The organism is Tautonia sp. JC769 (assembly GCF_040717455.1).
In the GTDB taxonomy this organism is placed as follows: Bacteria; Planctomycetota; Planctomycetia; order Isosphaerales; family Isosphaeraceae; genus Tautonia.
Genome location: NZ_JBFEFH010000013.1, coordinates 142596 through 163118 on the forward strand (window position 1 = coordinate 142596; position 20523 = coordinate 163118).

Sequence of the window (20523 nt, forward strand, 5' to 3'; positions counted from 1 at the left end):
GGTCGATCCGGACGGGGGCGTGTGCCCAGTCATCGGGCCAGTTCGGGCCGTCAGTATCCTCAATACGCGACGAATCGCCAACCCCGTACAACGGGACGGCCAAATTTCGCGATTTTTCTCGGATGGCCCCCGAAGGCGTCGAGACGTAACCCAAGGTGAGACAGGCGGTTCAAGGGGAAACGGCGGCTCCGGATTCTGGTTCCGAGGCGGGAGCCGATGCCGCTCCGGGGCCCGGCTCGGCGACGGCCGGGGGGTCGAGCGTCGATCGGGCGAGCAGGTGGGGGATGCGGGCCGGGTCGGCCGACTCGACGACCCACTGGAGCAAGGGGCGGGCCTCGTCGGCCTGGCCGTCGATCAGGAGGGTGACGCCGGCGTAGGCCCGGGCCTCGGCCTGCTGGTCGGGGGTCCTGGCCAGGGCGAGCAGCTCGTCGAGCGGCAGGTTGCCGAGCAGGTGGTCGAGGATCGGGCCGGGCCAGGCGGAGAGGTCGCGGTCCTCGGCCGCGGCGGCGAGCAGGCCGTCGGCCTGGGCCGATCGCCCCTCGCGGCGGTGCTCGAGGCTCGCGAGCAGGGCGGCGTAGGGGGAGAGGGCCTCGTACCAGCCGACGAGCACGAGATAGGCCTCGGCGTCGGCCGCCCCCCCTTCGAGCCCGAGGGCGACGCCCAACGCGGCGCGATTGAACCGGGCGGCGGCGTGGTTCGGGTCGACCCGGAGGGCGAGGCCGAACTGGTCGTAGGCCCGCCTCGGGTCCTGCAGGTCGAGCCAGGTGAGCCCTCGGTTGTAATAGGGCAAGGGGTCGAGCGGGGCGAGCTGCGCGGCCCGGTCCAGGTCGTCGAGGGCCTCGTCCGGCCGTCCTGCGGCCCGGCGGAGGTTGCCCCGATTGAGCCAGGGGGTCCGCCATTCGGGCTCGAGCCGGATGGCCTCGTCGAAGTCGGCCTCGGCCAGGTCGGGCCGGCCGCGATCGGCCCAGAGGAGGCCCCGGGTGAGGTAATCGTTGGCCGACACATCGCCGGAGGCGATCCGCTCAGAGGCGCGTTCCAGCGCCTGGTCGAAGGGCAGGACGCGGTCCCCCTTGATCCAGCCGGCGAGGTCCTCGGCCTCGAGCCAGAGCCACGGGCCGTTGACCTTGCCCACGGTGTAGACGCGATGGACCGCCCCCGACGCGACGATCCGGGACACGATCTTCAGGACGTCGTCGACCGAGGCCAGCACGACGCGATCGCCCGGCTCGAACCCCTGCGCCATGGCCCGACCGGGGGCCAGGAGGCCGAGCAGGGCCGCCAGGGCAACGGCACGTCCGGGGCGGCGAGGAAACCATCGGCGGAGGGGGAGGTTCCGGAGGTTCATGGCATGCCTCGGCTCAAGCAAGGTGCGAATCGGCGGGGCGGGAGTCAGCAATCCGGAAGGTTTCCGGAGTGGTTCGACGCAGTCCATCGTATCGCCGAAAACGGCGAGGCCCCAGGGGGTTGCTCAGCGGAGGGGGGAGGACCGGACCCGGGCGCTGGGGTCGAGGCCGAGGATGCGCCCTCGGGGTCGGGGGATGTCGAGGACGATCGGGTCGGTCGTCTCGACGGCGTTCTGGTTGCCGACGGCGTCGAAGACGTCGAGCCGGACGTGGAAGCGGGCGGGGACGTTCGGGGGCAAGGGCCAGGCGAACCGGCCGGAGTCGGGCAGGGCGGGGGTGATCTGCTGCCAGATGGCGTCGGGGGCGTCGGGGCGGATCGAGATGACGACCGGGGTCTCGGCCGGGTGCGGCTCCTCGGTCCGCCACTCGACGACGAGCGACCCGGCCTCGTCCCCGCTGCCGATGCCGGCGGAGTCGAGCGAGACGCGGGGCGGGGTGGTATCGACGATCACTTCGAACTCCGGGGGGGTCCCCGCGGTGGGCCTCGGGTCTCCCAGGCCGTTCTGCGACTGGACGACGATCCGGAGCCCGTGGCGGCCGTCGCCGCCGAGGTCGACGTGGAAGGGGGAGCGGCGGTCGGGGTCGGTGCCGAGCGACTCCCAGGTCTGGCCGCCGTCCCGAGTGACCCACATCTCGACCACTTCCAGCGACTCGACCGAGGCGTCTTCCACGCCGTAACTGAGCGGGAAGCGGGGGCTCGCGATGATCCGCGTCCCGCCCGGATCGGCCGGGGGCTGGGACGGGGCGGCGGGGGCAGGACCCGGCCCCGGGGACGGTCGCGCCGGCGGGGATGCCGCCTGCGGCCGGGCCGGGGCCGAGGTGACGGTCCGGGGGGCGGCGGAGGGCGGGGGCCGGTCGTCGATCCCGGCGAACGGGTCGTCGGAGACCCCCGAGCGGCCGGGCGAGGGGTCCGAGGCGCGCCGGGCCAGGATCGGCGGCGGGGCGGCCCCGGCCGAGGGGGCGGAGCCCGCGCCGGGGGCCTCGGCCAGGCCGTCGGGCAGGAGCTGCTCGGCCGACCCCCGGTTGCCGGAGTGGTCGGCCACGGTCACGCGGACGGTGACGGGCAGGCCCGTGCCGACCTCCCAGCGGGCCTCGCCGACGATCCTCGGCGAGGTCCTCACCTGCCGCCAGGCGTTCGCCGGGGCCCCCTGGACCTGGTATTCGAGCATGAACGTCGAGAGGTCGAGGTGCTCGTCCTGCACCTCCCAGACGATCCCGACCACCCCCGCCCGGCGCGGCAGGGACCGCACGACGACCGAGGGGGCCGTCGTGTCGACGACCACCCGGAGCTTCGGCCGGACCTGCTCCATGTCGGGCGGGTAGAGCCGGTTCTGGCGGTCCCTCGTCCGGACGGCGAACCAGTACTCGCCGTCCCGCGACGCCCGGTAGGGGAAGGCGAGCTGGTCGGGGGCGGTGTTGCCGGCGTATTCCCACGACAGGCCGCGATCGGACGAGACGTACAGGTGGACCTCCGCGATCTGCTCCAGCATCGCGGGGTCCTGGATGTTGAACGGGATGCGGAACGACGGATTGTCGGAGTAGGTGATCCGCGGCTCGGCGTTCTGGGCCATCGGCGCGGCCCTGGCGAACGGCGCAGCATCGGGCGCGAGCAAGATCGCGGCAAGGGCGATCCCCAGCCTCACGACCCTCCGGCACGCTCGATTCGCGGCCGATGCTGCCACCTTTCGCCCTCCCTGGCCGAGCCGAGCCGCGGAGCCCGGCCTTCCCTGGCCGGCTCTTGTGTTGCGGTGTCTGCTTCGGATCGCTCTTGATTCGGTCCCCTCGGGGGCTCCCCGGGGCGCACGAGTTCGCCGCGCAGGGAAGCCGGTCGGTCGTCCCGAGGTCCGGTTTCAACGGGTTTATCGTCGCGGCCGGTTAGACGGCTTGAGATGATCTCGGGCCGCTCGGCGGAAGCCGGGCCCATCCGCCGGCTTTCGGTCGCGGCCCGAGGCCGGCGGGCGGGTCGTCGTGATCCGTCGCGAGGGTTCCCGATCGGGGCGGCCCGCGATCGGCCCGACCGGTCCCTTCGCCCGTCCGCGACGCGCCCGGGCCGATCAATCGGGGGTGGTCGGCCTCGGGCCTTCTTCCTCCGAATCGAGGAAGGCCTCGGCCAGCCGATCGCCGCCGCCGACCACCGGCAGTTCCAGCGAGGTCGCGTCGAGGTCGACCGTCAGCTCCGTCCCCGGCTCGGGCCAGAGCGTGAAGTCGCGGTCGCTGGAGAAGATCATCAGGGCGATTCGCTGCCCGGCGGGGATGACCTGGTCGTCGGGCTGGAGGTCGAAGCTCAGCTCGACGAACTCGCCCGGCGTCAAGGGCCGGCTCTCGGTCAAGGATCGGGAGTTCTGCGGGTCGGCCCAGCCCCGGGTGATGATGTTGTCGGTGATCGACGAGCGGGGGCCGGACTCCCAGGGCAGGGAGACGAGCCAGACGGAGAGGTTCGCCGCCGGCTTGCTCGCGGCCAATCGGATCGTCAGCCGAGGGGTGCCCGAGAGGTGGACCTCCCTGCTCAGCGTCGGCGAGGCGTAGAGCAGCCGGTGGTCGGTCCATTCGGCCTTCGCGAGCGTGGCGCCGTCGAACGAGACGTTGTCGACGAGGGTCTCCGTCCCCCGGGCGGCCTCGGGGGCGTCGAGCGCGAGCCCCCCGGCCTTCGGCGCGCCGGGGGTCGGGTGCAAGGCGACCGGCTCGGCGTCCGGGTGGGGATAGTCGGGATAGGCGGTCGGCGTCGAGCGGTCGTCCTGCTCGCGGACGATCCAGGCCCGGGGCTCTCCCTCCACGCCGTTCTCGACGTCGAGCAGGTACCGGGTGAACCAGCGGTTGACCTGCTCCGGCGGAGGGCCGCCGCCGTGCCCCCCTTGATGGACGAAGAGCTGCGCCGGGATCCCTTTGGCCTTGATCGCCTGGTAGATCCGGATGCTGTGCTCGGGCATCACGTTCCAGTCGTTGAAGCCGTGCGACATCAGGGTCGCGGCCTTCAGCGGGCCGAGGTCGTGGAGGTAGTCGCGGCCGGCCCAGAAGTCGTTGAAGTCGCCGGTCAGGCGGTCCATCTGCCCGGCCATCTCGGTGTCTCGGACGGCGCAGTCGCAGTGGGGGCGGCGCTCGGGGTTGCCGCTGCGGACGAAGTCGTAGAGGACGTCGATGTCCTCGCCGAGGTATCCGCCCGGCGATCGGACCAGGCCGTGGGACCGGTAGTAGTGGTAGTACGACGTGTTCGGCGCGATCGGGACAATCGCCTCCAGGCCGTCGACGCCGGTCGTCGCCGCGGCCAGGGCGAGCGTGCCGTTGTAGGACGTGCCGGTCATGCCGACCTTCCCCGTGCACCAATCGGCCACGACTTCCTCGTCGCCGTCGGGCGAGGTGAACCCCCTGGCCCGGCCGTTGAGCCAGTCGATGACCGCCTTGGGCGCGAGCGACTCGTTGTCGCCGCCGATCGTCACGCACCCCTGCGAGAGCCCCGTCCCCGGCGACGACGAGTGCACGACCGCGAACCCGCGCGGGAGCCACGTCCGGACCTCGTCGTTGGAGATGATCGGCCGGTTCTCGCGCCGGCGGATCTCGGGCGGCTCCGGACGCGCCGGGGGCTCGGCCCCCAGCTCGTGCCGGACGTCCCACATGAGCGACTGGGCCGAGCCCGCCGTGCCGGCGAAGTAGGGGCTGGAGACGTAGATGGCCGGCACCTTCAGGCCCTCTGTCTCGGTCTGCTTCGGCCGGGTGACGCCGACGTGCATCCGGTCCGGCTTCCCGTCGTCGTCGGAGTCGAACTCCGTCTCGACCCACAGGTCGTGCCGGACCCAGAGGTCCGGGTCGCTGAAGGCCGGCACGTCTTTCGCCATCCCGTCCTCGATCCGATGCGTCGCCTCGGGGGCCTCCTGGGCCGTTGCGTTGCCGACGAAACCGACCAGCGCCACCAGCAGCGCCAGCCCGAACGCCCGACGCCCGGCGCGTCGCCGTTGACTCGACAAATGCCGCGTGGTGGTCGGCTTGCGACCTGATCCGGCCTGAATCGCGAACATGAATCCTCCGGGTGTACTCGTCGGGGGCGGGGAACCGTCTGGCGTGCCGAGGGCGTCGGCGGGCCGCCTTGCTGCCTGACCTCGGGATCGAGACGGATCGTAGCCCCGGCCCTCGGCGCTTGCAAGGAGCTTCGATCCCTCCGCCCGGCCGGGACCTTGTGGTTCTTGCCCACAGGACTTGCGGACGACGGCGAGGTCTTGCCTGGCGAGGGAGCGGGGGCGGTCGAGGTTGCCGGCGCGGAGAGCCTCAGCGCGTTCGGCGATAGCCGGCCCCGCCCATCGCATGTCGGTCCCGGACCGCGATCGCCGGTCGGCACGGCATCAGCCGTGACGAGGCTGTCCGATCGTGACGGTTCGGGCGGGATGGCGCAGCGTGGCGATGCCGAGGCCCGATCGGCTCATCGGGCCTTTCGCATCGAGAATTCCAGGCGGACGGTCTCGCCGGCGCGGCATTCCACCTCCTCGCCCCTGGGCTCGTTGGGGACGTAGAACCGCGGGCTGAAGTCGTGGGCGATGCCGAACCGATGCTTGCCGGGCTCGACCAGGGCGCGGAGCGTCCCGCCCGCGTCGGTGCGGGGGCGATCCACGTGGGCGATCCGCGTGGCCACCTCCCAGGAGCGGAAGTAATACCCCTGACGGCTGCTTCGTTCGCCGGGTTGATGCCAGAGGTCGACGTCGGGCAACCCCTCGCCGGTCTCCGCGTCGACGACGGTGACCTCGAGGATCGCGGCCGGGCGGAGGGGCTCGACGATCGGCTCCGCCGGCGGGGTCGCCCCGACGTCGAGCCGGCCCTCGGTGACGAGGTAGTCCGTGCCCCGCTCCGGCAGCAGTGACAGCCGATAGTCGCCCGGCGGGACGCGCAAGGTGACGCGGCCCTCCTCGTCGCTGGTCTGGAACGTGTTCACGAACCCACCGGCGACGGACACCATGACCCGGGGGGCCGGCTCGCCGGTGTCGCCGTAGACGGCGACGATCGGGACGTCGAGCGGCGTCTCCAGCACGAGTTCGACCTCCCCGATGAGCACGGGAGCGCCGTCCTCGTCCGGCACGGGGTCGGCGGTCGTCGCGGCGTAAATCCAGCGGCTGGGGAAGCCCTCGGCCCGGAGGTCGATCCGGAACAGGAAGCCCTCGGGCAAGCCGGTGAAGGCGAACCGGCCGTCGGCGTCGGTGGTGCGGATCTTCATCGAGGCGGGGGCGCTGTCACGCTCGTTGAGCGTGTCGAACGACCAGCCGCGGACGACGTTGTTGATCGGCACCAGGTTCTCGCAACCGCGGATCTCCAGTCGGGCGTCGGGGACGGGATCGCCGCGGTCGTCGACGACCCGGCCGGAGAAGGCGGCCGCGGGGGGGAAGTTCAGGTCGAGGACGATCGGTTCGCCCGCCTCGAAGCGGCTGGGCGGGTCGATCATGTCCGGTACGTAGGCGATCTTCGATGGTTTCGGAAAAAACCACTTCACCGGCCGCCAGGCGAAGCCGAGCCCCTCGGCCTGGCCGAAGACCTGGAAGGCGCCGGTGTCGCGGCCGCCGAGGCGGTTCGGGTCGGCTCGCTCGATGGGCAGCGGCACGTCGAGGAACTCGTACCGGCCGTCGGCGTCGGTGGTCGTCTCGGCGATGCGCCGGTAGGCGGCCAGCCGCGAGGCCATGAAGATCTCGGCGCCGGCGATGGGCCGGCCGTCGGGGTCGAGGGCGCGGCCGGAGACGGTGATCGGGTGGGTCTCGGGGCCGGGCTCGTCCTCGTCGGGCGTCGGCTCGGGGACGAGGTCGGGCGTGGGGGAGGGGGCGGTCTCGATCGGCGCCGGTGGGCGGGGGTCGGGATCGGCCTGCTGCCCGGACGCCGACGGCCCCAGGCGGCAGGCCGCGAGGCCCGCCATGACGACGATCGCGCCGCACAGAAGCGCACTTGCGGATCGGGGGTCCAGGGGGCGGTGGCTCCGCCGCTCGTCGAAGAGGGCCATGATGCGATGCTCCAGGGAGGTCGTCCGGGCCATCGGGACCGCCAGCGCGGGGCCCGCCCCCCGGAGTGATCGGGCGAGCCCGACGAGTTGCCGGGAATAGTCGGTCGGCCGCACGCCGGCGCGGACGACGAGGTCGTCGCTCGCCTGCTCGCACTCGACGCGCAGGCGGTGCAGGGCGTACCAGGCCATCGGGTGGAACCAGAAGGCGGCGGTCGCCAGGCGGCCGACCGTCAGGAACGCCGCATCCGATCGCGCAATGTGGGCCAGCTCGTGCAGGAGCACGGCACGTCGGGCCGCTTCCGGCCAGCCGAGGCCCGATCGCGGCAGCAGGATCACCGGCCGCACAACCCCCCAGGTGACCGGGATCGGCCACGACGAACTCGACCGGAGTTCCACCCGCCGCCGGATCCCGAGTTCCCGGGCGAGCCCGCCCAGCAAGGCGATCCAGTCTCGATCGACGACCTCGGGAGAGCCTCGCCTCCGCCTCGCGTTGCCGATGATCCCCATGACGGCGTACAGGACGGACGCCAGGAACCCCATCGACCAGATGAGGCCGAGGCCGGCGATCGCCCGCCGGGCGGGGTCCGGCCTGTCGCGGGGATCGTCCGGCGGGGCGGGTCGCGTCGGATCGGCGGGAGCGTCGCCCGGATCGGGTGTGGTCCCGGAAAAATTGGCGTCGACAGGGTCCGGGAGGGCCCCGCCCGGCGCGGCGACGCGGGGCGAGGCATCGCGGTCGTCCCGCCCGATGTTCCCGACCTCGGGTGTGCGGTCCGTGAGGAACTCCGCCACAGCGGGTGGGACGATCGGGAACCTCCCGCCGGGGACCACCCAGGAGAGCGGAACGAGCACCGCCAGGCCGAGCAGCGACAGCCCCCACACCCGGTGCCGCACCGCGGCCGAGGCCCGGCCGAGCGCGAGGGCCGCGATCGCCGCCAGGGCCAGCAGCAGCGTCGCCTTGGCGGCGGCATCCGCCAAAACGAGGGCCGGGACGGCGTCGGAGATGGCCTCGAGGAATCGGCGAGCCATGTCACTTCCCCTCCCGCCGGGCGCGGTCGATGATCCCCTCGATCCGCCCCAGGTCCTCGTCGGTCAGTCGCGTGGCTGAGACGTCCAGGATGGCCGCCACGGCGCCGGCGGCCGAGCCGCCGAAGAAGGTCTGCATGAGGTGCGTGATCGCCGAGCGCGCCGCCGACTCTCGGGATCGCCTGGCGCGATACACATATTTGGTGCCGTCCCGGCGGTGCTGGAGCAGCCCCTTGGCCTCCAACGCCCGGATCATCGTGCGGACCGCCGAGTACGAGGGCGGGTCGGGCAGGTCGGCGAGGACCTGGGCGACCGACGCCTCGCCGAGCTTGTAGACGGCGTCCATGATCTGACGCTCGCGCGCCCCGAGGGCGTCCGGCCGCGGTTTCCTGGGCATGACTCCCCTCCCCAATCCCGCCGCGGGCGGCGAGCACCTCGGAACGAGTGGCAATTCATTGCCACATGGCATCCTATTGCCACTTCGGTCTGGGGTCAAGCCCCGAGATCCCGGCCGGCCGGGATCAACCGGGCCCCAGGTGTCTCTTCCGCACCGGGAGGAAGACCTCCGCGATGGCGGCCCCGAGCAGCCGGGGCCCGGGGAGGATTCCCTTTATGCGAGGATCTCCCGGACGACCCGGCCGGAGACGTCGGTGAGGCGGAAGTCGCGGCCGGAGTAGCGGTAGGTGAGGCGCTCGTGGTCGAAGCCGAGGAGGTGGAGGATGGTGGCGTGGAAGTCGTGGAGGTGGACGGGGTCCTCGGCGGGGAAGTAGCCGTAGTCGTCGCTCGATCCGTGGACGGTCCCCCCCTTGACGCCCCCGCCGGCGAGCCAGGAGGAGAAGACGTAGGGGTGATGGCTCCGGCCGGTCGGGCCGTCGGTGTGGGGGGTGCGGCCGAACTCGGTGGTCCAGACGACCAGGGTGTCGTCGAGCAGGCCGCGGGACTTGAGGTCCTTGAGCAGGCCGGCGATGGGCCGGTCGACGCTGCGGGCGCGGGGGATGTGGTCCTTCATCGCGCCGTGGGAGTCCCAGTTGTTGGACGAGCCGGAGTCGATCAGCTCGACGAACCGGACCCCGCGCTCGGCCATGCGCCGGGCGACGAGGCACTGCCAGCCGAAGCCGTCGGTCTGGCCGCGCTCGAGGCCGTAGAGGGCCAGGGTGGCGTCGGACTCGCCGGAGAGGTCGAGCACCTCGGGCATCTCGCGCTGCATGCCGAAGGCCGTCTCGAACGACCGCATCCGGCCGGCCAACAGCGGGTCGGAGGGCCGGGCCTCGCCGTGGCGTCGGTTGAACCGGGAGAGCAGGTCCAGCTCCATCTCCTGCACCGCCTCGCTGGGAGACCTTCGCTTCAGGTCGCGGATCGGTTCGTCGCCGGGCAGGAGGCGGATCCCCTGGTGGCAGGCCGGCAGGAAGTCGGACGACCAGACCTGCGTGCCGGCATAGGGCAGGTGGGGCGCCAGGACGACGAACGACGGCAGGTTCTGGTTCTCGGTCCCGAGGCCGTAGCTGACCCACGAGCCGATGCTCGGCCGCTTGACCGTCAACGAGCCGGTGTGCACGCCGAGCGTGGCCTGGAAGTGCTCGAAGTGGCTGCCGTGCAGCGACCGGATCACGCAGAGGTCGTCGGCGCAGGAGGCGATCTCCGGGAACAATTCGCTGACCGCCATGCCCGACCGGCCGGCCCTGGCGAAGCGGAACTGCGGCCCGAGCAGGGTCCGGCCGTTGTGGGTCCGGCCCGCGTCTCGGGCCAACTGGGGCTTCGGGTCGAACGATTCGAGGTGCGAGACGCCCCCGGTCATGAACAGGAAGATGACCCGCTTGGCCCTGGCGGGGAAGTGCGGCGGCCGGGGCGCCAGCGGGTCATCAGGGCGAGGGGCCGGGGCGTCGGCCGCCAACAGCTCCGAGACGATCCCGGGCAGCAGGAGCGACCCGCCGACCAGCGAGCCGACGACCTGGCGACGGTTGGGGAGCGCGTGCATCGGACCGCCTCGCAAGAATCAATCGATGAAAAGAAACGCATTGCTGCTCAGGAGGACCCGCAGGTAGCTCGACCAGGCGGCCGAGGGGCGGCGGTCGTCGGCGATCCCGGCGTCGCGCAAGGCGAGGTCGATGGCGTCGAGATACGCCTGCGCCTCCAGGACTTCGGCCTCGCGAGGGGGCCGGCCGAGGGCCAGGCGGAAGGCCCGGTCGATCCGGGAGGCCGGGTCGGGGACTTCGGCCGAGAGGCGATCGGCCAGGCGAGCGGCCTGCTCGTGCATGAACGCGTCGTTCATCGAGAACAGGGCCTGCTGCGGCGTCGTGCTGGTCTTGCGCCGGTCGGTCGAGGTGTTGGTGTCGGCCGCGTCGAAGATGGCCAGCAATGGCTGGAGCCGGATGCGTTGCTGCATCAGGTAGACGCTGCGCCGGGGGCTCGGGTAGTCGTCGACGAAGGGCTTGTGCTGCGAGTATCGCCATTCCCAGACGGGGGGGAACGGGTGGGGGCCTCCCGGGGAGGGGTCGAGGGCGCCGCTAATCCGGAGGACGGCGTCCCGGATCTCCTCGGCGTCGAGCCGGCGACGGTTGAAGGTCCAGAGCAGGCGGTTCTCGGGGTCGCGCTCGGCCGATCTCGGGTCGGCGATGCTGGCCATCCGGTACGAGGCCGACAGGACGATCTCGCGGTGCAGGGCCTTGATCGACCACCCCTGGTCGAGGAATCGGCTCGCCAGCCAGTCGAGCAATTCGGGGTGGGTCGGCGGGTCGCCCCGGGTGCCGAAGTCGTTGGCCGTCCGGACGATCCCCTCGCCGAAATGGTGCTGCCAGACGCGGTTGACCAGGACCCGGGCGGTCAGCGGGTTTTCGGGATCGGTGATCCAACCGGCCAGGGCGTGCCGACCGCTGCCGGGCTCCTCCGCCGGGACCTGCTGCCCCCCCAGGATCGTCAAAAACCCCCTCGGCGCGACCGCGCCGAGCCGTTCGTGATCCCCTTTCAGGTGGATCCGGGTGTCGGTCGGCTCCCCTTCGGAGACGGCGTAGGCCCAGCCGAACTCGGGCAGGGACTTCAACAGCTCGTCCCGCTCGCCGAGCAGTCGCTTGAAGATCGCCCGCTGCGCGTCGCGCTCCTTGCCCGTGTCGAGCATCTCGACCAGCGGGTAGGTGGCGTACATCTGCTCGTCCAAGTCGGCCATGCGATCGAGGTAGGGCTGCAGCTCGGTCGTCAGGCGGTCCTCGTCGACCAGGGGGACGAGGTCCTTCGGATGGCGGTAGATCTCGGTGCCGGGGAAGGCGAATCGCGAGCTCTCGAAGATGCCGTAGAGCGCGTAGTAGTCGGCCTGGGGGATGGGGTCGAACTTGTGGTCGTGGCATCGGGCGCAACTGATCGTCAGGCCGAGCACGGCCTTGCCGAGGTTGTCGATCGTGTCGTCGAGCGTCAGGTGGAATTCCTCGGCGACCGAGGAGAACCGCCGGCTGATCGCCAGGTAGCCGGTGGCGATGACCCGCTCGCGGCGCTGGGCCTCGGAGTCGGACGGCATCAGGTCGCCGGCGATCTGCTCTTCGAGGAACTCGTCGTAGGGCGTGTCGCGGTTGAACCGATCGATGACGTAGTTGCGATAGCGGTAGGCCTCGGGCATCGGGAAGTCGCCGTTGCAGCCCGAGGTGTCGGCGTAGCGCACCAGGTCGAGCCACCGACGGCCCCAGCGCTCGCCGTACTGGGGGGACGCCAGCAGCCGATCGACGAGGCGTTCGAAGGCGTCGGGGCCTTCGTCCCGGAGGAACGCCTCGACCTCCTCGGGGGTCGGCGGCAGGCCCGTCAGGTCGAAGCTCAGGCGTCGGATGAACGTGCGGCGGTCGGTTTCGGGGGCGGGCCGCATGCCGTTGGCTTCGAGTTGGGCCAGGACGAAGCGGTCGATCGGGCTGCGCGGCCAGTGCTCGTCCCGGACCTCGGGCGGATCGGGGTTTTGGACCGGTTGAAAGGACCACCAGTCGGCCGCCTCGACAGACAGGGATTCGGCCGCCCCGCCCGGTCTGGCCGCCTCGGGATCATCCGGGGGTCCGGGAGCGCCCGCCGCGACCCAGGTTTCCAGCACCTCGATCTCTCGGTCCGAGAGCCGCTCATCGGGCGGCATGCGGAACAGGGGGTCGTCGTAGCGGACGGCCTCGATCAAGGGGCTCTCGTCGGGCCGGCCGGGCACGACGGCCGGCCCGAATCCGCCCCCCTTGAGCAGGCCCGCGCGCGAGTCGAGCACGAGGTCGCCCCGAATCCGTTCGGCCCCGGCCGAGTGGCACGAGTAGCAGCGGTTGGCCAGGATCGGCCGGACCTCCTTCTCGAAGAATTCGAGCTGGGCCGCGGTCGGTCGGCTCATCGGCTCGCTTTCTGCCGTTTCCTGCCCGGGCAGTTCCCCGGGCAGGGCGGTCACGAGCAGGCCGAGCAGGAGCAGGACGCGGGCGTCGATGAGCCGAGTCATGATGAACAGCACCGTGGCAGGAGCGGAAGATACGGGACCGATCTTCTTTCGATTCGCACGCAACGGGTGACGACCGGCAAGGCAACACGGGGCGATCCTCCTTCGGCGTCGGCAGCTTTGCGAACACGAAGGTTCGCCGGAGGATCAATGGATCAGCCTATCAGAAGCCTCACGGTCATGGAAGCATCGGATCGATCCGGGCACAGGGGGAGGGGACCGGGCGCAGAGCACCGGAGCCGCAGAGAACGAGGCGGTCGAACGCCCTTCGATCTCATTCTTCTCCGCGACTCCGCCCCTCTGCGCCCGGTCACTGCCCGCGGAACTTGCGGACGATGGCGACGTACTGCTCGGCGAGGGAGCGCAGGCGGTCGAGGTTGCCGGTCCGGATCGCCTCGGGCTCGACCATCGAGGAGCCGACGCCGAGGCAGCAGGCGCCGGCCTTCAGGAAGGCCTGGGCGGTGGTCAGGTCGACGCCGCCGGTGGGCATCACGCGGACCTGGGGCAGGGGGCCGCGCAGGGCCTTCAGGTAACCAGGGCCGCCGACGTCGGCGGGGAAGACCTTCACGATGTCGGCCCCGGCCTCCCAGGCGGTCAGGACCTCGGTCGGGGTGAAGGCGCCGGGCATGATGGCCTTGTCATAGCGCCGGCAGAGGCGGATGACCTCGGTGTTGACCGTCGGCGAGACGAGGAACTCGGCCCCGGCCAGCAGCGCGGCCCGGGCGGTCTCGGGGTCGAGGACCGTGCCGGCCCCCAGGACGATCCGGTCGCCGAGCGCCTTGCGGACGACCCGGATCACCTCGGTGGCGTCGGGGACGGTGAAGGTGATCTCGGCGGCCGTCACGCCGCCATCGGCCAACGCCCGGACCACGTCGGCCAGTTGCTCGCCCGATTCGGATCGGACGACGGCCACGATGCCGCAATCCAGCACGCGCTTGAGGGTCGCTTCGCGGGACATGGACGGAGGGTCTCCGGGCTGAAGGAGTGGTGCAACGGGGGCATCCCGAACCTGGGATCTTCGATTTCTTCGCGAAGGTCCTCGAAGCGAGGAGCAGCGTCGCGGATCGCGATCGACGATCCAAGGCCCCGAGGAGATCGAACCGGCCCCATGAAGGCCATCATCGCGTCTGAGGACGGTCGAGGTCCAGCGCGAGGCGGGGCGTCCGGCACTTCGGGCGGGGGTTTCCCGTTCCCGAGCCGGCGGTTAGGGTAGTATCGCGTCGGGCGTCACCCGGGAGCAACGATTCGATTCCGATTCGGGCGGGCGATCAATCGCGTGGTGGTGAGCATCGAGACGATCGGGCCGTTGCTGCTGTCGATCCGGGTGGCGTCGCTGGCGACCCTGGCGATCGTCGTCGTCGGCCTGCCGACGGCCATCCTGCTGGCCCGGGGACGGTTCCCGGGCAAGGGGTTGCTCACGGGGATCATGACCCTCCCCCTGGTCCTGCCGCCGACGGTCCTCGGCTACGTGCTCTTGCTCATGCTCGGCCGACAGGGGCCGGTCGGGAAGGTCCTGGAGCGCCTCTTCGGCGGGGTGCCGGTCTTCCACTGGACGGGCCTGGTGATCGCGGCGACCGTGGCGGCGTTTCCCTTGTTCCTGCTGCCGGCCCGGGGGGCGATCGAGGCCGTCGACCCGGGCCTGGAAGACGCGGCCCGCCTGCTCGGCCGCCGCGAGTCGAGCGTCCTGCTCCGGGTGACGCTCCCGCTCGCCTGGCGGGGCGTGCTGGCCGGGGCCTTGCTCGCCTTCGCCCGCGCCCTGGGAGATTTTGGTGCCTCCCTGATGGTCGCCGGCGACATCCCCGGGCGGACGCGGACCGCCGCCATGGCCATCTACGACGCGGTCGAGGCCGGCCAGCCGGCCAACGCGGCCTGGCTCTCGGCCCTGATCGCCTCGGTGGCCGTCGTCCTCCTGATCGTGGTCAATCGGGTCATGCCCGGATCGTCCCCGCCGGGGCGCCCGCCGTCGAAGTCGGACCCATGAGCCAATCGCTCCCCCTCTCCAACCAAGGGCCCCCCCGGGCCGGCCCCCCCGCACCGTCGGGGCGGGACGACCGGGGGCCCCGTCCGTCGGCCGGATCGCCGCCCGACGCGGGCGATCGCCCCCCGATCCTGGAGGTGTCCGTCCGCCATCGGGTGCATCCCGGCCTGTTCCTCGAAGTCGATGTGACCGTCGGCCGCGAAATCGTGGTGCTCTTCGGGAGGTCGGGGGCGGGGAAGACGTCGTTGCTGCGGCTCATCGCCGGGCTGGATCGGCCGGACGAGGGCCGGGTGAGCCTCGGCGGGCGGCTCCTGTTCGATCGCGCCGAGGGCGTCTGCATGCCCTTGCGGGCGCGGCGGATCGGCATGATCTTCCAGCACGACCGGCTCTTCCCCCACCTGAGCGTCGCCGGCAACCTCCGCTTCGGCCTGGCCGGGCGGCCTCGCCGCGAGGCCCGAGACCGGGTGGCCGAGGTGGCGAGCCTCTGCGGGGTCGACGCCCTGCTCGATCGGCGGCCGGGCACCCTCTCGGGGGGCGAGCGGCAGCGGGTCGCGCTGGCCCGGGCCCTGGCGCCCAGGCCCGAGCTGCTCCTCTGCGACGAGCCGTTCAGCGCCCTCGACCTGGACGCCCGAGACGCCCTGGCCGACCGCCTCCGCCGCATCCAGGCCCGCGAGGGGGTGCCGGTGCTCTACGTCACCCACAGCCCGGCCGAGGCCAGGCGCCTCGGCGATCGCCTGGTGTTGCTCGACGGGGGCCGGATCGCCGCCGAAGGCTCGCCGGGCACGTTGCTGGGCCGTCGATCGGGCCGCGAGGGGGACGACGAACCGTCGGATGACCTCCACGCGACCACCCTGCGCGGGGTGGTCGTCGGCCACGACGGGCAATCGACCCGCCTGGCGATCGACGGCGGGCCGGAGCTGGTCGTCCCGAGGCTCGATCGCCCGATCGGGGCCGAGGCGGTCGTCTCGGTCCCGGCCGACGACATCATCCTGCTCCTCGGCCCGGTCGCCGGGCTCAGTGCGCGGAACCTGATCCCCGGCACGGTGGAACGCTGCCGGCCGACCGGGGCCGAGACCGAGGTCGTCGTCGCCTCGGGAGCGGTCCGATGGACGGCCCGGATCCCGGCCGCGTCGGCCGAGGCGATGGCGTTGCAACCGGGGCTCTCGGTCCGGATGATCGTCAGGGCGAGGAGCGTCCGGGTCCGGCCCGTCCCCCCCACCCTCCAAGACACCTTCACTCCGCTCAATCGACCCTCCCCCTGACTGGGCCGCACCGATGGAATCGCCCCGATCCCGACAGTCCCTGGACCCGACCGACCGCCTGGCCGAGACCATCGACCTGGCCACGGCCGAGGCCATCGAGCGGGGCGAAGCGACGGTCAACGGCCCGGAATCCGGTTCGCAGTCCGGGTCGGGTCGCGCGACCCCGCCAGACGGCCGGCCGGTCGAGGTGGTGGAGGGGTCGCTCGACCTGTCGGACGAGACTCGGCTGTTGCTCCGGGTGCGGCTCAGGGCCGTGGCCATCATCCTGCTCTCCGGCTTCGGCGCCTTCTTCGTCCGCAACCAGTTCCTCGACCCCGAGGCCGCCGGGATCAGCCTGTTCGTCCGGATCTTCCACGCCGTCGCCCTGGTCACGCAAGGCGGGCTGATCGCCCTGCTCTCGGAGCGGAGCGACTGGTCGATGCGGCGGCTCCGGCAGTTCGAGTTCGCCCTGTTCAGCTCGGCCTTGGCCTTCTTCGGCACCTTGCACTTCGCCTCGACCACCAAATGGATCGAGCGGGGCGACACGGTCATCCGCAACGCGCTGGCCAGCCGGGCCCCGGCCGACCCGGAGACCATCGCCGCGTTGGTCCAGGCCGCCGGCCGGCTGATCGCCAGCGTCGAGATGACGCTCATCTACGTGATGATTTTGATTATTCTTTACGGCCTGTTCATCCCCAACACCTGGCGTCGGGCCGCCGTCGCCGTCGGCCTGATCTTCTTGATCACGGGCCTGGCGCAGATGTCGGTCATGATCCGGACCGCCGGCCAGCGGTCCCTGGTCGAACAACTTGCGACCTTCGAGCAGATCTCGACCAACGTCCTCGTCCTCTTCCTCTCGGCCTTGATCGCCGTCTACGGCACCCGGCTGATCAACGCCCTGCGGGTCGAGGCGTTCGAGGCGAGGCGACTCGGCCAGTATGTCCTGCGAGGCCGGATCGGCGGCGGGGGCATGGGGGAGGTCCACCTGGCCGAGCACAAGCTATTAAAACGTCCCTGCGCCATCAAGCTCATCCGGCCCGACCGCGCGGGCGACCCGGTCGTCCTGCGACGGTTCGAGCGGGAAGTCCGCGCCATGGCCCGCCTGACCCACTGGAACACGATCGAGGTCTACGACTACGGCCGGACCGAGGACGGCACCTTCTATTATGTGATGGAATATCTCAGGGGCCTGCCCCTCGATGCTTTGGTCGAACGCCACGGGCCGCTCGACCCGGGGCGGGTCGCCTACCTGCTCCGCCAGGCGTGCGACTCGCTGGCCGAGGCCCACTCGGCCGGCATGATCCACCGCGACCTGAAGCCGGCGAACCTGTTCGCGGCCATCCGAGGGGGGCGCTGCGACGTGACCAAGGTGCTCGACTTCGGCCTGGTCAAGACCGTCGGCGGCGAGCCGGGCGACGCGGGCATCGACCGCCTCGACGTCGTCACCGGCACGCCGCTCTACATGTCTCCCGAGCAGGCGACCGGCGACCCGAGGCTCGACCTCCGGAGCGACCTGTACGCCCTCGGCGCCGTCGCCTACTACCTCCTGACCGGCCGGCCGCCCCACCTGGGAGACACCCCCTTGCGGGTGATGGCCGCCGTGGCGAGCGAGCCGGTCGTGCCCCCGTCTCGGGTTCGCGAGAGCATCCCGGAGGACCTGGAGCGGGTGGTGCTCCGCTGCCTGGCCAAGGACCCGCTCCGCCGGTTCGCCTCGGCCGAGGCCCTCGAGCAGGCCCTGGCCTCCTGTTCCTGCGTCGGGCAGTGGGACGCGGCCGCCGCCTCGTCCTGGTGGCGATCGCTCGAGCCGAAAACCCTGGCGCAATCCTGATCGGGCGGCTTCTTCTTTCCCTCGTTTATTCTTTTGATTTAGAAGCGCACTACTCATGGACCCTGAAACACCGATCGACGCGATCATCCACCTGGCCTTCGCCTTCGACCTCGGCTACGAGATCGACCTGGAGCGGGCCCGGCCGTTGCTCTCCGGAGAGGCCGGCGGCCTGACCCGGAGGCGTCGGACCCCCGAGTCGATCCGATACCGGCCCGCCCCGCTCCGGCTGGCGCTCGACGCCTCGGGGGTGGCCCTGCCGGCCCCGGCCCGATCGATCGAGCCGCCCCGGGCCGACCTCTCGCTGTTCGACTTCGGCGCCATCTCGCTCGTCTTCCGGTTCCCGGTCAGCATGACCCCCGACGAGCTGCTCGCCCTGGCCGGCGAGCTGGCCGAGCCGACCGAGCTGACCGCCTCGGCCCGCCTGGTGCTCGCCCCCTGGCTCGACCGCATCCGCCCGGTCGTCACCGAGTTCGAGGTGAGCGACCTGAGCGAGGAATACGTCATCTTCCAGCTCGGCGAGGCGACCCCCGGCTGGCTCGACGCCCGCCGCGAATGGCTCGCCGGGCTGGTCCGGCTCGAGACCGGGCCGATGTCGCCGCAGGAGATCCAGGAGGCCACCCGGCGTTCCCTCTCCTATGCGCCGAGCGACGCGATCGTCATCGACTGGGCCGCCGCCGTGGTCGCCGACCGCGACTGCGACGACACGATCCAGGTCCTCGAATTCGCCAATGTCCAGTTGCTCGAATATCGGCACATCGACGACCGCCTCGACGACCGGATCGAGCGCGCCTACGCCACGATCCACCCCGATCGCCCCCGGGTCCGCCTCCGCCTGCCGATGGTCTGGTCGCCGACGCACAACGACGCCGTCCGCCAGGTCCGCGAGCTGGAGATCGAGGCCACCAGCCTGTTCGAGCGCGCCGACAACGCCCTGAAGCTGATCGGCGATCAGTACCTCGTCCGCGTCTACGACCTCGCCTCCGCCCGCTTCCACCTCCCGGAGTGGCAGAACTCGATCCGCCGCAAGCTCGAGACCGTGGGGAACGTCTACGACCTGCTCCTCTCCCAGGCCGGCCACCGCCGCGCCGAGTTCCTGGAGCTGATCATCATCCTTTTGATCGCCATGGAAATCGTCCTCGCCTTCTTCCGCTGACGCCCCTTCTCTGACTTTCTCCTCCCCCTCTCTTTCTGCCTACTGCCTCCCGATCTGAATAATCTCCAGCTCGCCTTCGAAGAACCGATCATTGAGCGCCTGCGCCATCACGGTCCGATGGCACCGATTCGCCTCGGCGCAGGCGCAGAGCAGGCAGACGGCCTCCCTCGGCTCCCGGACGCGATCGGCCAGGCGGGCCAGGCCGCGATGCACGGGCCAGTCTCCCGAGGGGTCGGCCAGATGAGCATGTAAGACGGCCATGCTCGGGTCTTGCCGTTGCGGATTGCCCAGCTCGACAATCCACTCATACGCAATCCCCGATCGACCGAGCAGGGCCACGATCCCCGCTTCGCCGGACGCCTGCAGGTGCCAGGGGCGCGGGCCGTAGGTCCGGGCCGGGTCGAGGTCGGCCGAGCAGGGGGCGAGCCTCACATCCACCAGCCGCGTCATTCCTTGATCGGCCAGCGCCTTGACCAGCCGGTCGGCCCGCACCGGGGCCGCCCACGCGCCATAACCAACCGTCCAGATCTTCCCACGAGCCGCCATGCGTCCCGCTCCCTTTCTTCGCTTCGACTGGCCCCCGGGGCGGTCGTCGCCTACCATGATCGGCGGGGGACCGGGTCGCCGGCCCTCGACGATCCCGAGCCGAGAGGATACCATCATGCCCCGCCTCGCATCGCCGATCCGCCTCAGCCTGGTTCTGATGCTCCTGTTCCTCGCCGGTCCCGCCCCCGCGCAGCAGGCCCGGACGCCCGCCAACACACCCCGACCGCAGGACCCGCAGCACGACCACGACCACGACGACCACCACCATGACGGCACCTACCGCGGCCGGGTGATTGCCGAGGTGATGAGCTACCTCGGCGCCAACTGGCTGATGCGGCCCACCCGGGTGCAGGAGGAGCGTCCCGACGAGATGCTCGACTCCCTCGAGATCGAGCCGGGCATGACCGTGGCCGACGTCGGCGCGGGGGTCGGCTATCACGCCCTGAAGATGGCCCGGCGCGTCGGCCCCGAGGGGGTCGTCTACGCCACCGACGTGCAGCCGCAGATGCTCCGGATGCTCAACCAGCGCGCGAAGCAGGCGAAGCTCGACAACGTCAAGCCCGTGCTCGTCACCCAGGACGACCCCGGCCTCCCCCCCGGCGAGGTCGACCTGATCCTGATGGTCGATGTCTACCACGAGGTCTCCGAGCCCGAGGCCACGCTCCGCGGCCTCCGAGCGGCCTTGAAGCCCGGCGGCCGATTGGTGCTCGTCGAGTTCCGCGCCGAGGACCCGAACGTCCCCATCAAGCCCGAGCACAAGATGACGATCGCCCAGGCCCGCGCCGAGGTCGAGCCGAACGGCTTCCGCTTCAAGGAAGTGCTCGACTTCCTCCCCTGGCAGCACATCATCATCTTTGAAAAACCCGAAGACGACGCCCCCGCCGCCGATCCCGCCGAGGCCGAGGCCGAACCCGCGGCCGAGGCCGAACCCGCGGCCACCCCCTGATCATT

14 protein-coding genes are annotated in these 20523 nt (G+C 71.4%); 5 read left to right on the plus strand and 9 right to left on the minus strand.

All coding sequences use genetic code 11. From position 1 onward, the window contains the following. Nucleotides 1-169: 169 nt before the first annotated feature. The 8 genes from AB1L88_RS14570 to AB1L88_RS14605 form a co-directional block, all read right to left on the minus strand. Nucleotides 170-1345, minus strand: a complete 1176-nt coding sequence (locus tag AB1L88_RS14570; protein WP_367097402.1) for a tetratricopeptide repeat protein — start codon at nucleotides 1343-1345, stop codon at nucleotides 170-172. A 123-nt stretch (nucleotides 1346-1468) separates the two neighbouring features. After that, a complete protein-coding gene (locus tag AB1L88_RS14575; RefSeq protein ID WP_367097403.1) occupies nucleotides 1469-3085 on the minus strand; it encodes a hypothetical protein in 1617 nt (538 codons plus the stop codon). 372 nt (nucleotides 3086-3457) lie between these two features. Continuing rightward, entirely contained in the window at nucleotides 3458-5413 is a 1956-nt protein-coding gene (locus tag AB1L88_RS14580; protein WP_367097404.1) for a Xaa-Pro dipeptidyl-peptidase, read from the minus strand. A 398-nt stretch (nucleotides 5414-5811) separates the two neighbouring features. Continuing rightward, nucleotides 5812-8394 carry a M56 family metallopeptidase gene (locus tag AB1L88_RS14585; RefSeq protein WP_367097405.1) on the minus strand — a complete coding sequence of 861 codons (2583 nt, stop codon included), beginning with the start codon at nucleotides 8392-8394 and terminating at the stop codon, nucleotides 5812-5814. 1 nt (nucleotide 8395) lies between these two features. Then, complete coding sequence (locus tag AB1L88_RS14590) at nucleotides 8396-8788, minus strand: BlaI/MecI/CopY family transcriptional regulator (RefSeq protein WP_367097406.1); 393 nt, start codon at nucleotides 8786-8788, stop codon at nucleotides 8396-8398. A 213-nt stretch (nucleotides 8789-9001) separates the two neighbouring features. After that, a complete protein-coding gene (locus tag AB1L88_RS14595; RefSeq protein WP_367097407.1) occupies nucleotides 9002-10366 on the minus strand; it encodes a DUF1501 domain-containing protein in 1365 nt (454 codons plus the stop codon). A gap of 18 nt (nucleotides 10367-10384) precedes the next feature. Further along, entirely contained in the window at nucleotides 10385-12829 is a 2445-nt protein-coding gene (locus AB1L88_RS14600; RefSeq protein ID WP_367097408.1) for a PSD1 and planctomycete cytochrome C domain-containing protein, read from the minus strand. A gap of 307 nt (nucleotides 12830-13136) precedes the next feature. Beyond that, nucleotides 13137-13784, minus strand: coding sequence for a bifunctional 4-hydroxy-2-oxoglutarate aldolase/2-dehydro-3-deoxy-phosphogluconate aldolase (locus AB1L88_RS14605; RefSeq protein WP_367097409.1), 648 nt, complete (start codon nucleotides 13782-13784; stop codon nucleotides 13137-13139). A 324-nt stretch (nucleotides 13785-14108) separates the two neighbouring features. Here AB1L88_RS14605 and modB point away from each other — a divergent pair, with 324 nt between their 5' ends. The 4 genes from modB to AB1L88_RS14625 all read left to right on the plus strand — a co-directional run bounded on the left by modB (nucleotide 14109) and on the right by AB1L88_RS14625 (nucleotide 19026). After that, a complete protein-coding gene (modB, locus tag AB1L88_RS14610; protein WP_367097410.1) occupies nucleotides 14109-14807 on the plus strand; it encodes a molybdate ABC transporter permease subunit in 699 nt (232 codons plus the stop codon). Nucleotides 14808-14941: 134 nt separating this feature from the next. Continuing rightward, entirely contained in the window at nucleotides 14942-16066 is a 1125-nt protein-coding gene (gene modC / locus AB1L88_RS14615) for a molybdenum ABC transporter ATP-binding protein (protein ID WP_367097411.1), read from the plus strand. Between the two features lie 13 nt (nucleotides 16067-16079). Beyond that, complete coding sequence (locus AB1L88_RS14620) at nucleotides 16080-17873, plus strand: serine/threonine-protein kinase (protein ID WP_367097412.1); 1794 nt, start codon at nucleotides 16080-16082, stop codon at nucleotides 17871-17873. Between the two features lie 55 nt (nucleotides 17874-17928). Further along, nucleotides 17929-19026: a hypothetical protein gene (locus tag AB1L88_RS14625; protein WP_367097413.1), complete on the plus strand. Its 1098-nt coding sequence runs from the start codon at nucleotides 17929-17931 to the stop codon at nucleotides 19024-19026. A 39-nt stretch (nucleotides 19027-19065) separates the two neighbouring features. On the opposite strand, the gene AB1L88_RS14630 is transcribed toward AB1L88_RS14625, so the two are convergent. Then, complete coding sequence (locus AB1L88_RS14630; RefSeq protein WP_367097414.1) at nucleotides 19066-19572, minus strand: DUF488 domain-containing protein; 507 nt, start codon at nucleotides 19570-19572, stop codon at nucleotides 19066-19068. 115 nt (nucleotides 19573-19687) lie between these two features. On the opposite strand from AB1L88_RS14630, the gene AB1L88_RS14635 reads away from it, so the two are divergent. Next, nucleotides 19688-20518: a class I SAM-dependent methyltransferase gene (locus AB1L88_RS14635; RefSeq protein WP_367097415.1), complete on the plus strand. Its 831-nt coding sequence runs from the start codon at nucleotides 19688-19690 to the stop codon at nucleotides 20516-20518. Nucleotides 20519-20523 lie beyond the last annotated feature (5 nt).

Excerpts from the sequence above, each read along its gene's own strand:
- AB1L88_RS14570 (WP_367097402.1), bottom strand. The coding sequence starts at position 1,345 with ATGAACCTCCGGAACCTCCCCCTCCGCCGATGGTTTCCTCGCCGCCCC.
- AB1L88_RS14580 (WP_367097404.1), bottom strand. The coding sequence starts at position 5,413 with ATGTTCGCGATTCAGGCCGGATCAGGTCGCAAGCCGACCACCACGCGG.
- AB1L88_RS14585 (WP_367097405.1), bottom strand. The coding sequence starts at position 8,394 with ATGGCTCGCCGATTCCTCGAGGCCATCTCCGACGCCGTCCCGGCCCTC.
- AB1L88_RS14590 (WP_367097406.1), bottom strand. The coding sequence starts at position 8,788 with ATGCCCAGGAAACCGCGGCCGGACGCCCTCGGGGCGCGCGAGCGTCAG.
- AB1L88_RS14595 (WP_367097407.1), bottom strand. The coding sequence starts at position 10,366 with ATGCACGCGCTCCCCAACCGTCGCCAGGTCGTCGGCTCGCTGGTCGGC.
- AB1L88_RS14600 (WP_367097408.1), bottom strand. The coding sequence starts at position 12,829 with ATGACTCGGCTCATCGACGCCCGCGTCCTGCTCCTGCTCGGCCTGCTC.
- AB1L88_RS14605 (WP_367097409.1), bottom strand. The coding sequence starts at position 13,784 with ATGTCCCGCGAAGCGACCCTCAAGCGCGTGCTGGATTGCGGCATCGTG.
- AB1L88_RS14620 (WP_367097412.1), top strand. The coding sequence starts at position 16,080 with ATGGAATCGCCCCGATCCCGACAGTCCCTGGACCCGACCGACCGCCTG.
- AB1L88_RS14625 (WP_367097413.1), top strand. The coding sequence starts at position 17,929 with ATGGACCCTGAAACACCGATCGACGCGATCATCCACCTGGCCTTCGCC.
- AB1L88_RS14630 (WP_367097414.1), bottom strand. The coding sequence starts at position 19,572 with ATGGCGGCTCGTGGGAAGATCTGGACGGTTGGTTATGGCGCGTGGGCG.
- AB1L88_RS14635 (WP_367097415.1), top strand. The coding sequence starts at position 19,688 with ATGCCCCGCCTCGCATCGCCGATCCGCCTCAGCCTGGTTCTGATGCTC.